Below are 14,525 nucleotides of genomic sequence, written 5' to 3'. Positions count from 1 at the left end.
TAAAGTAGTGGCGAATTAGTCTGTTTATTATGCGATATGGTTATAAACAGGGTTTGCATACATCTTTAAAACTATATCGTGCAGCTCAGGCTTGATCAACGCCATATGTTTTGCAAATGCCTCTCTATCTTCCGCAGTAACAGCCTGTAATTCATCATCGGCTGCAATATAATTCGAAGGATGTAGGTAATAATTTTGATATATTTGCGTATCTATCGCTTCTGCTACTTGATCCGCATCGTTAAAATCCCCACTTAACGGTTTACCAAAGGCAACATGCACTCGCCCCTTTTTGCCGACAATACCACGAACAATACTTTCTATGTCCTCAAATTGTGTTTTTTGATACTCGCCCTTGACGGATTTATCGTGCAATTCTTGCGCTTTTTGTTGATCACAGGGGTCATATTCATAGGATACAGCAACGGGAACAATATTTAGTTGTTTAATATAGTCAGTAAAAGTAATACCGCTTTTCTTGCCATTTACATAAAACATTTTCACAATGGCGGGCTCTGTTTTATCAAAACCATCTTTCGCACGCCCTTCACGCTGCGCAATCCAAATGCTACTCTCTTCTTGTAATGAGCTAAAAATATAAGCCGATAAATGTGATAGTGATTTCATCATTTCTCGTACACCCGAGACAGAGCGCTTAACAATAAAGCTTTTATTCATGCGCATAATATCTGAGACATAGGATTTTTTTAAGAGATTATCACCAATGGCGATACGCACAGTTTTGAAATTTTCAGTAAATAGCGCCCAATTAACAAAACAAGGATCCATTGCAATATCGCGATGATTTGAGACAAAAAGGTAATTTTTGCTTGGATCTAAATGCTCTAAACCTGAATAGGTAAATTGAGTCGTTGTGGAATCAATCATATGCTGTACATAGACACCAACGATTCGTTGTAACTCATCAATACTATTAATAGCGCCCCATTTATAGGAAATATAGCGCTTTAAAAGAGGCTTTAACAAAAAGCCAAAAAATTTTGCTAGGTTAGCAAAACGAAAACTAATTATCGCATCAAGAAACTCATTGTCATTTATAACACGCTGAATAGCAGCTTGAATTTCATCGTCATTATAAGGGCGAATATCACTGAACATATCTGATGAGGTAACCATTTTTTCACTCTCTATAAAATTGAAGGCGCATTCTACCTTCTTTTAAAAGTCGCAGCGAGTTTAATTGATAAAAACCACTAATATCAATATAAAAGGGTAATAAATCATGATCAGCTAAGAAACAAAGCAGTAAATTTCAACACCACGCATTATTATGACCAATTAGTTTTAAAACGAAAGAGCTCTTGCCGTACTAAATTTTTATAGGTGTCTGACGAAATATGTGACGCTTGCAAATAATCATCTAACCATTCCGCTTTAAATAAACGCACCGTTCGTAATTGATCATATTTTGCAAAACGCAATGCTTTAAATAATATTTTCCCCACACTACTCATTTCGGTAAATTCGACGCACTCAACTTGCTCTCGAAGCGCGTTAACAAGATGAGGAAAATCTTTACTAAATAACGTTTCTGATAGGCTAAGACTTAATGCTAATTTTGCCTGTGACACCAATAATTGTTGTAAGGTTGCAGGGTCTGTTTGCAAATCAAAGAAGAAATCATGTTGCTCCTTTTCTCCTTTATCCCGCGCTTGATCCAAACAAGCAACCCGTACAGTTTCAAATGAAATTTGGTATTGTTTATAAGCAGCAACATAGGCAAAGTTGACCATTGCCGATAACAACATACCTTCATGGGGGCGGCGATAATCACTCTCTTTCATTAAAGCTGTACAAGCTTGCCCTAGGGTTAATTCGTAACGCCATAATTTTTTGGTAAATAAAACATTATGTAAGCCGTTATTGCTAATTGTATATTTAAAAATAATAGCAGGAATAAGATAGCGTAAAACATCAATACCGATTAAACCGATAGCGGCTTGTATATCACGGACATTGCGTGCATCTCGCCCTAATGATTCCATGAAATCAGAACTACAAACCAATGAGATTAAATGATTACGCGTGCTTATATTTAATTCTAATAAACTCGCTAAAATTGAATAACGAGGCTCACTCGACAGCAATTTTTTTAATAATTCAAGGGTACTTTCTCGTAACTGTAGCTGATGGGTAATAACTTCATCATGGTGACTTAATCTATTTTGAATAGCCGTTAAAAGCGTTTTCTGAAAGAGATGCATCAATACGGCATTACGCTTCTCTTTAATCGCTTTATCAGCCTCAACACGTTTAACTCGCTGTTTTTCAACATCTAACAATATACGTTTATTCCAACCATCGGCAGCACCCGGTGTGCATTGCTCATCGAGTTCACTTTCTGATAAGCCATCATTATAGCTTTCTTCGTTAGCTATTTTATTTTTCCCCACTAAAAACCGCAGAAATAAAATATCAATTGATTCAGCTAAAGTATGTTCCTCTTTTTGTGATCTGTTTGCCGTCATAAATTGGTCGTGTTCTTTATTCATATGAATTGATCGGATGATTTGCCATGATAACAAAAAATCAATGGCAATTAAGGTAATACTTAACATCCTTAAAAACTAATTTATTAGATGATGCCTCACATAAAGGCAAAGGCATCACCAAAGATATGCTCTGCAACCGCTCCCTGAGCGAGAAAATCTTCGCGGGCCACTTTAGCCATTTCAAAACGGCCTACAATATAAATATCAAAAGAACTTAGATCAGGAAACTCTTCTAACACAGCCTGATGCACGTATCCTTGACGTCCGAGCCATTCACTCTCTGGTAATTCAATGACCGGATTAAAGTGAATATTATTGTGCATTTTTGCCCACTCAGCAGCTTCAGTTTCGAAATAAAAATGTGCGTATTCCTTAACCCCCCAATAGAGATAAACTGGGTTAGCTAATTGCAATGCAACTATTTGTTCTAATAGTGATTTTACATAGGAAAACCCTGTCCCCCCTGCCATTAAAATAATAGGTCTTTTCGACTCTTCGCGTAGATAAGCGTCTCCATTACCAATTTCAGCTTCAATTTCACCATCGAGTTTCATTTTATCAATAACTTGCATCGCATAGCTATTCTCTGGTGTTGCGCCTATGTGGAGCTCAATAGTATTACTTAGTGGCGCATTGGCAATGGAAAAGTGACGTTTGTCCCCTTCTCCCATTATGATGGATATATATTGCCCTGCTTTGTAGGGGGTATTTTTCTCCGGAGTTAAAAATATACGGTATAAAAAGTCATTGAGTTTTTCGATGGTATTTATTTTACAAGTAACAGGTTGCATTGAGTTCTCTTATTCTATTAGGTGAAAATTCATTTAACAAAAAAATAACATTCCCAATTATGACAGGATATCCAACTCTTGCCAGAGCTTATCTATTTTTTGTTTTACATCCTTATCCATAACAATAGGAACTCCCCACTCTCGTTCAGTTTCTCCCGCCCATTTATTGGTGGCATCCAACCCCATTTTTGAACCAAGCCCTGACACGGGTGATGCAAAATCGAGATAATCGATGGGAGTATTGTCGATAATCGTACTGTCTCTTGCTGGATCCATACGCGTAGTAATAGCCCAAATCACATCGTTCCAATCACGTACATTGACATCATCATCACAGACAATAATGAATTTGGTGTACATAAACTGGCGTAAGAATGACCAAATGCCTAACATCACTCGCTTTGCGTGTCCCAGGTAACGTTTTTTGATTGAAACAACCGCCATTCGATAGGAACAACCTTCAGGAGGAAGATAAAAATCGACAATCTCTGGAAATTGTTTTTGTAAAATAGGCACAAATACTTCATTGAGTGCGACGCCTAATATAGCGGGTTCATCGGGTGGACGCCCGGTATAGGTGCTATGATAAATGGGATTTTCTCGTTGCGTTACATGGGTCACTGTCATGACTTGAAAATCATCGACTTCATTATAGTAACCCGTGTGATCGCCATAGGGTCCCTCGGGCGCTTCCTCTCCGGGCTGTAAATAGCCTTCGAGTATGATTTCAGCGGTGGCAGGCACATCTAAATTATTACTGATGCTTTTTGCCACTTTGGTTCGAGAGCCACGCAGCAAGCCTGCAAAAGCATACTCAGAAAGCGTATCGGGGATAGGAGTCACAGCCCCCAAAATGGTCGCAGGATCTGCCCCTAACGCCACAGAGACTGGAAAAGGCTTACCGGGATTGGCTTCTTGCCACTCACGATAATCAATCGCCCCACCTCGGTGAGATAGCCAGCGCATGATCATTTTATTTTTACCCAGCAATTGTTGACGATAAATACCTAAGTTTTGACGTTTTTTATAGGGACCTTGGGTAATAGTTAATCCCCAAGTAATTAAAGGAGCAACATCACCAGGCCAACAGGTCATCACTGGCAGCTTGGTCAAATCAACCTCATCACCCTGCATAATTATCTGTTGGCAAGCGGGTTTACGCACCCGTTTTGTCGGCATATTCAATACTTGTTTGAATATGGGCAAACTTTCCAACAAAGACTTAATTCCCTTCGGTGGCTCAGGTTCTTTTAAGTAGGCAAGCCATTGCCCCACTTCTTTTAAAGCCGCAACATCATCTTTCCCCATCGCCAATGCAACGCGCTGTGTCGTACCAAATAAATTGGTTAATACGGGGGTGTCATAACCTTTAGGGTTTTCAAATAAGAGAGCGGGTCCTCCTGCCCGCAAAGTACGGTCAGAAATTTCCGTCATTTCCAAATGCGGATCAATTTCTTGGCTAATACGTTTCAAAAGCCCCTTTTCTTCAAGTTGTGCAATAAAGTCCCGTAAATCATCAAATTTCATAGCAACCTAACTTATTTATTTAAAGATTAAAAAAAAACGCTACCAAAGTAGCGTTCTATTCTCTATTTGGTATGACCCAACTATTTATTTAGATTTCTGATTTTTCATCGCATCAAAGAAATCGTCATTGGTTTTACTTAAGCCGAGTTTATCAATTAAGAACTCAGTTGCACCAACTTCACCCATTGGATGAACGATTTTACGTAAAATCCACATTCTTTGTAGCTCACCAGATTCAGTTAGTAACTCTTCGCGTCGAGTCCCTGAACGAGTAATATCAATTGCAGGATAGACACGTTTTTCAGCTAACTTACGATTTAAATGAATTTCAGAGTTACCCGTACCTTTAAACTCTTCATAAATTACTTCATCCATTTTCGAGCCAGTATCGATCAAAGCTGTAGCAAGAATCGTTAAACTTCCACCCTCTTCTACGTTACGTGCAGCACCAAAGAAACGCTTAGGACGTTGCAGTGCATTTGCATCAACACCACCAGTCAATACTTTACCCGAACTCGGCACAACCGTATTATAAGCTCGTGCTAAACGCGTAATCGAATCTAATAAAATGACCACATCTTTTTTATGTTCAACTAAACGTTTGGCTTTTTCAATGACCATTTCAGCAACTTGAACGTGACGGCTTGCTGGCTCATCAAATGTAGATGCAACGACTTCTCCGCGAACTAGACGGCGCATCTCAGTTACCTCTTCAGGACGCTCATCTATTAGTAAAACAATAAGTACTGAGTCAGGAAAATTAAGACTCAAACTCTGAGCAATATTCTGCAATAACATTGTTTTACCCGCTTTAGGTGGGGCTACAATCAAACCACGCTGCCCTTTACCAATCGGAGAGACTAAATCCAAAATTCGAGCAGTAATATCTTCTGTGCTACCATTACCGTTTTCTAAACGGAAACGCTCATCGGGATGAATTGGTGTTAAGTTTTCAAAAAGGATTTTATTGCGGGAGTTTTCAGGTTTGTTAAAGTTAACTTCGATTATTTTCAATAACGCGAAATATCGTTCGCCATCCTTAGGAGGTCTAATCTTCCCTTCAACACTATCCCCTGTACGCAGATTAAATCGGCGTATTTGGCTTGGTGATATATAAATATCATCAGGACCAGCCAGGTAAGAACTATCAGAACTTCGCAAGAAACCAAAGCCATCTTGTAATATTTCAAGTACACCTGCACCGAAAATATCTTCGCCACTTTTAGCGTGAGCTTTTAGAATTGCAAAAATTATATCTTGTTTTCTTAAGCGAGCTAAGCTTTCAAGCCCCATTGATTCGCCAAGTTTAACAAGTTCAGAAACAGGTGTTAGTTTTAGTTCGGTTAAATTCATAATTTATATTGATAATCAGATTTGAGGTAAGTGGATGATTGAACTATAGAAATAATTGCTCGCATTTTGAGCATAAGATAGCATTAAAAATAATATTAGTCCAGATTGGACGTGTTGTAGATCACAACTTATCCAATCTGAAGTTAATTTTTTAGATATTTGCGTCTAAAAATTCAACAAGCTGTGCTTTAGAAAGGGCACCAACTTTAGTTGCAGCAACTTTTCCATCTTTAAATAGTAATAGAGTAGGGATACCTCTGATACCAAATTTTGGTGGTGTAGCACTATTTTGATTGATATTTAGTTTACCAATAGTTACTTTACCTGCATATTCAACGGCAACTTCACTAAGAATAGGGGCAATCATTTTACAAGGCCCACACCATTCAGCCCAAAAATCGACTAAAACAGGCCCTTCTGCATTCACTACATCTTGTTCAAAACTTGCATCACTTAACGTTACGATACTGTCGCTCATATTTCTCTCCAGAAACTATTGCCTAATAAGTATATAAATACTATAACATGGAACATAATAAAAATTAATTTTAGATATTTGAATCGATCTCAATACTTATTGCAAGTATAAACTGTTATCATTTGCAAATGAATAAAACACACTTAACTCAAATAAAATTTGCAGACCTTCCTCTTCAGGATAGTCTAATTTCAGCTTTAGCATCACAAGGCTACGAATACTGCACACCTATACAAGCTTTATCACTGCCAATCACCCTCACCGGGAAGGATATAGCAGGGCAAGCCCAGACAGGTACAGGTAAAACGCTGGCGTTTTTACCTGCAGTATTTCATCACTTGTTAAGCGATGCACAACCTGAAAATCGCCGTAAGAATCAACCTCGGGCTATTATTTTAGCGCCGACGCGTGAGCTTGCAATTCAAATTCATAAAGATGCCCTAATATTAGCAAAAGCATCCAACTTACGCCTTGGTTTAGCATATGGGGGCGAGAAAGTAGAAATTCAACACACTAAACTAGAAAAAGGTGTTGATATATTAATTGGCACAACAGGACGGATTATTGATTTTGTTAAACAAGGCGTTGTTGACCTAGGATTAATCCAAAGTGTGGTCTTGGATGAAGCTGATCGTATGTTTGACCTTGGCTTTATCAAAGATATTCGTTACTTATTTAGACGTATGCCGGAAGCAAATAGTCGTTTAAATATGCTCTTTTCTGCAACTTTGTCGCATAAAGTACAAGAGCTCGCTTTTGAGCACATGAATGACCCTGAACATATTCAAATCGAACCAGAGGTCATGACATCTGCCAATATTCAAGAAGAGTTATTTTATCCTTCTAACGAAGATAAAATGTTACTGCTATTAACATTAATAGAAGATGAGTGGCCAGATAAAGCCATTGTTTTTGCCAATACAAAACATACCTGCGAAAAAGTCTGGGGATACCTAGCAGGAGATGGTTTACGTGCTGGTTTGTTAACGGGTGATGTACCACAAAATAAACGCATTAAGATTTTAGAGCAATTTACTAAAGGTGAAATTGACTTTCTTATCGCCACAGATGTCGCGGCTCGCGGTTTACACATACCTAAAGTATCACATGTATTTAATTATGACCTACCCGATGATTGCGAAGATTATGTACATCGCATCGGTCGAACAGGTCGCGCAGGCGAAAAAGGTTTAGCGATCAGCTTGGCCTGTGAAAAATATGTATTCAATCTGCCTGCCATTGAGGAATATATTAAACACTCCATTCCGGTCAGTGAATATGATAAAGATGCGCTGCTTGACTCCTTACCTATTATGAAGGTGACTAAATACAAAGCGCATCCGAATAAACGTAATGACAATTACCATCGCAACCACAAGCGTTAACATTATGCAAAACAACCGTTATACCATCATCGATCTTGGCTCCAATAGCTTCCACATGCTAACAGTTGAAAAAACAGATGATGGTTTTAACGTATTGGCTAAACATAAAAGAAAAGTTAGGCTCGCATCAGGATTAGATGCGCAGCATAATTTAAATATTGAAACGATAGAAAATGGTTTAGCTTGTTTACGCTACTTTAAAGAAGTATTAAACGATATAAAGCCGTTAAAATTAATAATCACAGCGACTGCAGCACTCCGACTGGCTAATAATAGAGATATTTTTATAACACAAGCCGAAAGTATATTAGCCCATCCTGTAAACCTAATTTCCGGCATTGAAGAAGCCGAAACCATTTACCGTGGTGTTGCCTTTACCGAAAGAACTGATGAACAGCTACTCATTATTGATATAGGTGGAGCAAGTACCGAGTTAGTCATTGGCAAAGGTGAAAATATTATCGTCGCACAAAGTCTCTCTATGGGTTGCGTTACTTGGCTTGCTAATTACTTTTCAGACAACAAACTCAATAATGAAAATTTCAATCATGCCATCGCGATGGCTAACGTGGTTTTACAACCAACGATAGAAAGCTATACACAACAGGGCTGGAATCTAGCAATGGGAGCATCAGGCACTATTCAAGCCTTGCAGGAAATCAACACCGCTCAGCAGTTAGGTAGTACATTAACACTGCCGCTATTAAATAAAGTAAAACAGATGTGTATTGCCTGTGAAAGCATAGATAAATTACAAATTGTAGGGCTAGAAGCATCTCGCATACCCGTTTTTGCGAGCGGTTTATCTATACTTATCGCTATATTTGAAGCTTTCAATATCCAACAACTAAAACCGTCCCAAGGCGCACTAAGAGAAGGTTTAATAAGCATTATTTTTAGTGATAAAACAACCAGCCCATTTAAAATTTAAATTCCCCTCTCTACTCTACTAGTGACGAGCATACACAAACTTGCCCTGCACTGCATGGCGGCACTTTATGCAGAGCTCCTCAGCTCGTGACACATTGCTGTCGCGATACTCGCCCTACTCTCGAGCAGGTCATCGTCGTCAGTACCCTAAAATGAAAAAATCCCTGCTGACATCGTCAACAGGGATTTTTCGTTTATTAGGCGCTTGGCGATGACCTACTCTCACATGGGGAGACCCCACACTACCATCGGCGCAGCTGCGTTTCACTTCTGAGTTCGGAATGGGATCAGGTGGGACCACAGCGCTATGTTCGCCAAGCTAAAAAGTTAATTAGAAAAAGCTAATCTGTTTCCACTATTTAACTTCGTTAAACAGTACGAAACTGTAAATTACGTTATAATTTACTTATTGTTCGTTTAATCAATCTTGTAAAATATGCTTCGCAAGCATTGCTAGTTTATAGAGATCACACTCTCGTCTTGGTAAAACCAACACCCTTTAGGTGTTGTATGGTTAAGCCTCACGGGTAATTAGTACAAGTTAGCTCAATACGTTACCGCACTTACACACCTTGCCTATCAACGTTGTAGTCTCCAACGGCCCTTTAGGGGACTTAAAGTCCCAGTGAGAACTCATCTTGAGGCTCGCTTCCCGCTTAGATGCTTTCAGCGGTTATCGATTCCGAACGTAGCTACTGGGCAATGCCATTGGCATGACAACCCAAAACACCAGCGGGTCCGTCCACTCCGGTCCTCTCGTACTAGGAGCAGCTCCTCTCAATTCTCAAACGCCCACGGCAGATAGGGACCGAACTGTCTCACGACGTTCTAAACCCAGCTCGCGTACCACTTTAAATGGCGAACAGCCATACCCTTGGGACCGACTTCAGCCCCAGGATGTGATGAGCCGACATCGAGGTGCCAAACACCGCCGTCGATATGAACTCTTGGGCGGTATCAGCCTGTTATCCCCGGAGTACCTTTTATCCGTTGAGCGATGGCCCTTCCATTCAGAACCACCGGATCACTATGACCTACTTTCGTACCTGCTCGACGTGTCTGTCTCGCAGTTAAGCTGGCTTATACCATTGTACTAACCTCACGATGTCCGACCGTGATTAGCCAACCTTCGTACTCCTCCGTTACTCTTTGGGAGGAGACCGCCCCAGTCAAACTACCCACCAAACAATGTCCCAAACCCCGATTCAGGGGCCATGGTAGAACTCAAAACATACAAGGGTGGTATTTCAAGGTCGGCTCCACGTCATCTGGCGACAACGCTTCATAGCCTCCCACCTATCCTACACATGTAGGCTCTAAGTTCACTGCTAAGCTGTAGCAAAGGTTCACGGGGTCTTTCCGTCTAGCCGCGGGTACACTGCATCTTCACAGCGATTTCAACTTCACTGAGTCTCGGGTAAGACAGCATGGCCATCATTACGCCATTCGTGCAGGTCGGAACTTACCCGACAAGGAATTTCGCTACCTTAGGACCGTTATAGTTACGGCCGCCGTTTACCGGGGCTTCAATCAAGAGCTTCGACCTAAGTCTAACCCCATCAATTAACCTTCCGGCACCGGGCAGGCGTCACACCGTATACGTCATCTTGCGATTTAGCACAGTGCTGTGTTTTTAATAAACAGTTGCAGCCATCTGGTATCTTCGGCCGCCAATAGCTCCATCCGCAAGGGACTTCACCGTCAGCGGCGTACCTTCTCCCAAAGTTACGGTACCATTTTGCCTAGTTCCTTCACCCGAGTTCTCTCAAGCGCCTTGGTATTCTCTACCTGACCACCTGTGTCGGTTTGGGGTCAGGAATCCTTATATTTCTGAAGCTTAGAGACTTTTCCTGGAAGCATGGCATCAATGACTTCATCACCTTAGTGACTCGACATCGTATCTCAGTGTTAAGAAAACCCGGATTTACCTAAGTCTTCCACCTACATACTTGAACCTGGACAACCATCGCCAGGCCCACCTAGCCTTCTCCGTCCTCCCATCGCAAAATATAAGGGTACGGGAATATTAACCCGTTTCCCATCGACTACGCCTTTCGGCCTCGCCTTAGGGGTCGACTCACCCTGCCCCGATTAACGTTGGACAGGAACCCTTGGTCTTCCGGCGGGGAGGTTTTTCCCCCCCTTATCGTTACTCATGTCAACATTCGCACTTCTGATACCTCCAGGATGCCTTACAGCTTTCCCTTCGACGGCTTACAGAACGCTCCTCTACCATGCTTATAAATAAGCATCCGCAGCTTCGGTGATATGTTTAGCCCCGTTAAATCTTCCGCGCAGGCCGACTCGACTAGTGAGCTATTACGCTTTCTTTAAAAGATGGCTGCTTCTAAGCCAACTTCCTAGCTGTCTAAGCCTTCCCACATCGTTTCCCACTTAACATATACTTTGGGACCTTAGCTGGCGGTCTGGGTTGTTTCCCTTTCCACGACGGACGTTAGCACCCGCCGTGTGTCTCCCGTGATTGCACTTGTTGGTATTCGGAGTTTGCATGGGGTTGGTAAGTCGGGATGACCCCCCTAGCCCAAACAGTGCTCTACCCCCAACAGTGATACACGAGGGCGCTACCTAAATAGCTTTCGAGGAGAACCAGCTATCTCTTGGTTTGATTGGCCTTTCACCCCCAGCCACAAGTCATCCCCTAATTTTTCAACATTAGTGGGTTCGGTCCTCCAGTTGATGTTACTCAACCTTCAACCTGCTCATGGCTAGATCACCAAGTTTCGGGTCTAATCCCAGCAACTATTCGCCCAGTTAAGACTCGGTTTCCCTACGGCTCCCCTATACGGTTAACCTTGCTACTGAAATTAAGTCGTTGACCCATTATACAAAAGGTACGCAGTCACCGAACTAAGTCGGCTCCTACTGCTTGTACGTACACGGTTTCAGGTTCTATTTCACTCCCCTCACAGGGGTTCTTTTCGCCTTTCCCTCACGGTACTGGTTCACTATCGGTCAATTAGGAGTATTTAGCCTTGGAGGATGGTCCCCCCATATTCAAACAGGATTTCTCGTGTCCCGTCTTACTCGTTTTCACTGCAAAGAAGTTGTCATATACGGGACTATCACCCTGTATCGTCGGACTTTCCAGACCATTCTACTAACTTCTAAACAGCTTAAGGGCTGTTCCAATTTCGCTCGCCGCTACTTTCGGAATCTCGGTTGATTTCTTTTCCTAAGGGTACTTAGATGTTTCAGTTCCCCTGTTCGCTTCGTTAAGCTATGTATTCACTTAACGATGACACTAAGTGCCGGGTTGCCCCATTCGGAAATTCCAGGATATAACGCTTGTTATCAACTCCCCTGGACTTATCGCAGATTACCACGTCCTTCATCGCCTCTAATTGCCTAGGCATCCACCGTGCACGCTTATTCACTTAACCATACAACACCTAAAAAGTGTCACGCAGTGACGCGTTTTAGGTGTTGTTCCCAACAAGAGATTAACGTCTTTTTGTCAATGTCTGAGTGGGCAACACCATTTGGCATCACTACTTAATACTGATTTTTGTTTTGTATGTCGTTTCCAAGACGCTTGCGATTTCTCATATTTTACAATACAAAAAACAACATTCGTTTTTCGTGCACCTATCAATCATATGATTGAGTAGATACGTACTGTTCACATTTCACTACGTGAAAAATGAACTTTTTATTTTTGCTTGATTACAATAACTAGAATAAATTCTAATCATTGAGAACAATTTCGTTTCGTTTAAACATATTGATATTAATATCGATACGTTCAAACAGAACTTTATCAGCTTTCCTAATTGTTAAAGAGCAGTGTTACTTATATTTCAAAGAAAGACACTTTATAAGCATTCTAAAGAGAACATTTATAAAGTGATTCTTTTGGTTTCACAAAGAACAGTAAAAAAAGATTAAGTATCTTTTTTTATCGTAGTGTAGGTGGTATCCCCAAGGGGATTTGAACCCCTGTTACCGCCGTGAAAGGGCGGTGTCCTAGGCCTCTAGACGATGGGGACATAGAACTTCTGCACTTCTTCAGTCTAATCAAACAATCTGTGTGAACACTAACACGTAATTTGCCTAAGCAAATTAGCGTGGCCACGTAGGTTTATTTGCCTAAGCAAATTCACCGAAAGGCTCGTTAATGTGTTTCTTTACGTAAGGAGGTGATCTCAGCCCCGGAGGTTCCCCTAGGGCTACCTTGTTACGACTTCACCCCAGTCATGAACCACACCGTGGTCATCGCCATCCCGAAGGTTAAGCTAATGACTTCTGGTGCAGCCCACTCCCATGGTGTGACGGGCGGTGTGTACAAGGCCCGGGAACGTATTCACCGTGGCATTCTGATCCACGATTACTAGCGATTCCAACTTCACGGAGTCGAGTTGCAGACTCCGATCCGGACTACGACAAACTTTATGAGATTCGCATACCCTCGCAGGTTAGCAACCCTTTGTATTTGCCATTGTAGCACGTGTGTAGCCCATCCCGTAGGGCTGATGACGACTTGACGTCGTCCCCACCTTCCTCCGGTTTATCACCGGCAGTCTCCCTAGAGTTCCCGGCACGACCCGCTGGCAAATAAGGATAGGGGTTGCGCTCGTTGCGGGGATGGAGAGTTACCTGAACATTTCACAACACGAGCTGACGACAGCCATGCAGCACCTGTCTCAGAGCTCCCGAAGGCACTCATCAATCTCTTGGTGATTCTCTGGATGTCAAGGGATGGTAAGGTTCTTCGCGTTGCATCGAATTAAACCACATGCTCCACCGCTTGTGCGGGCCCCCGTCAATTCATTTGAGTTTTAACCTTGCGGCCTGTATCTCCGAGGCGGTCGATTTAATGCGTTAGCTTTGAAACCCACGGCATATAGCCACAAACTTCTAATAGACATCGTTTACTGCGTGGACTACCGGAATCCAATCCCGTTTGCTCCCCACGCCTTCGCGCCTCAGTGTCAGTCTCTGTCCAGGTGGCCGCCTTCGCCACTGGTATTCCTTCAGATCCTCACGCATTTCACCGCTACACCTGAAATTCTACCACCCTCTACAAAACTCTAGTTAACCAGTTTCAAATGCAGTTCCAAGGTTGAGCCCTGGGCTTTCACATCTGACTTAATTAACCACCTACGCGCGCTTTACGCCCAGTAATTCCGATTAACGCTCGCACCCTCCGTATTACCGCGGCTGCTGGCACGGAGTTAGCCGTTTCTGCGAGTAACGTCACAGATACAGGGTATTAACCTGCACCCTTTCCTCCTCGCTGAAAGCGCTTTACAACCCGAAAGCCTTCTTCACACACGCGGCATGGCTGCATCAGGGTTTCCCCCATTGTGCAATATTCCCCACTGCTGCCTCCCGTAGGAGTCTGGACCGTGTCTCAGTTCCAGGTGCCGGTGGTCATCCTCTAAGACCAGCTAGGGATTGTCGCCTTGGTAGGCCTTTACCCTACCAACTAGCTAATCCCACTTGGGCTCATCTTGTCGCGATAGCTTATAAATAGAGGCCACCTTTGGTCAAAAACACTATGCGGTATTAGCAGTCGTTTCCAGTTGTC

8 protein-coding genes, 1 tRNA gene and 3 rRNA genes are annotated in these 14,525 nt (G+C 42.2%); 2 read left to right on the top strand and 10 right to left on the bottom strand.

What is annotated here, in order from left to right; all coding sequences use genetic code 11:
- Positions 1–27 precede the first annotated feature (27 nt).
- The 6 genes from AB1A03_RS00060 to trxA form a co-directional block, all read right to left on the bottom strand.
- On the bottom strand, positions 28–1,137 hold the full coding sequence (locus AB1A03_RS00060; protein ID WP_354622569.1) for a 1-acyl-sn-glycerol-3-phosphate acyltransferase: 1,110 nt from the start codon (positions 1,135–1,137) through the stop codon (positions 28–30).
- A gap of 152 nt (positions 1,138–1,289) precedes the next feature.
- Positions 1,290–2,489 (bottom strand): HDOD domain-containing protein, encoded by a 1,200-nt coding sequence (locus tag AB1A03_RS00055; protein WP_354622568.1) that lies wholly within the window; start codon positions 2,487–2,489, stop codon positions 1,290–1,292.
- Between the two features lie 119 nt (positions 2,490–2,608).
- A complete protein-coding gene (fre, locus tag AB1A03_RS00050; RefSeq protein WP_354622567.1) occupies positions 2,609–3,304 on the bottom strand; it encodes an NAD(P)H-flavin reductase in 696 nt (231 codons plus the stop codon).
- A 57-nt stretch (positions 3,305–3,361) separates the two neighbouring features.
- Positions 3,362–4,831, bottom strand: coding sequence for a 4-hydroxy-3-polyprenylbenzoate decarboxylase (ubiD, locus tag AB1A03_RS00045; protein ID WP_354622566.1), 1,470 nt, complete (start codon positions 4,829–4,831; stop codon positions 3,362–3,364).
- Positions 4,832–4,915: 84 nt separating this feature from the next.
- Positions 4,916–6,184, bottom strand: a complete 1,269-nt coding sequence (gene rho, locus AB1A03_RS00040) for a transcription termination factor Rho (protein ID WP_354622565.1) — start codon at positions 6,182–6,184, stop codon at positions 4,916–4,918.
- Positions 6,185–6,335: 151 nt separating this feature from the next.
- Positions 6,336–6,662 carry a thioredoxin TrxA gene (trxA, locus tag AB1A03_RS00035; RefSeq protein WP_354622564.1) on the bottom strand — a complete coding sequence of 109 codons (327 nt, stop codon included), beginning with the start codon at positions 6,660–6,662 and terminating at the stop codon, positions 6,336–6,338.
- 128 nt (positions 6,663–6,790) lie between these two features.
- On the opposite strand from trxA, the gene rhlB reads away from it, so the two are divergent.
- Complete coding sequence (gene rhlB / locus AB1A03_RS00030) at positions 6,791–8,047, top strand: ATP-dependent RNA helicase RhlB (RefSeq protein WP_354622563.1); 1,257 nt, start codon at positions 6,791–6,793, stop codon at positions 8,045–8,047.
- Positions 8,048–8,051: 4 nt separating this feature from the next.
- Entirely contained in the window at positions 8,052–8,978 is a 927-nt protein-coding gene (locus tag AB1A03_RS00025; protein WP_354622562.1) for a Ppx/GppA phosphatase family protein, read from the top strand.
- A 202-nt stretch (positions 8,979–9,180) separates the two neighbouring features.
- Here AB1A03_RS00025 and rrf read toward each other — a convergent pair.
- The 4 genes from rrf to AB1A03_RS00005 form a co-directional block, all read right to left on the bottom strand.
- Positions 9,181–9,296: ribosomal RNA gene (gene rrf / locus AB1A03_RS00020) — 5S ribosomal RNA — on the bottom strand.
- 191 nt (positions 9,297–9,487) lie between these two features.
- Positions 9,488–12,378 (bottom strand): 23S ribosomal RNA (locus AB1A03_RS00015).
- 530 nt (positions 12,379–12,908) lie between these two features.
- Positions 12,909–12,984: transfer RNA gene (locus tag AB1A03_RS00010), tRNA-Glu, on the bottom strand.
- A gap of 143 nt (positions 12,985–13,127) precedes the next feature.
- Positions 13,128–14,525: ribosomal RNA gene (locus AB1A03_RS00005) — 16S ribosomal RNA — on the bottom strand; the annotation flags it as partial.

It is taken from the genome of Psychromonas sp. MME2 (genome assembly GCF_040566515.1).
Classification (GTDB): Bacteria; Pseudomonadota; Gammaproteobacteria; order Enterobacterales; family Psychromonadaceae; genus Psychromonas.
Note: the sequence above shows the minus strand (reverse complement) of the source record. Positions and strands in the feature narration are given on the sequence as shown.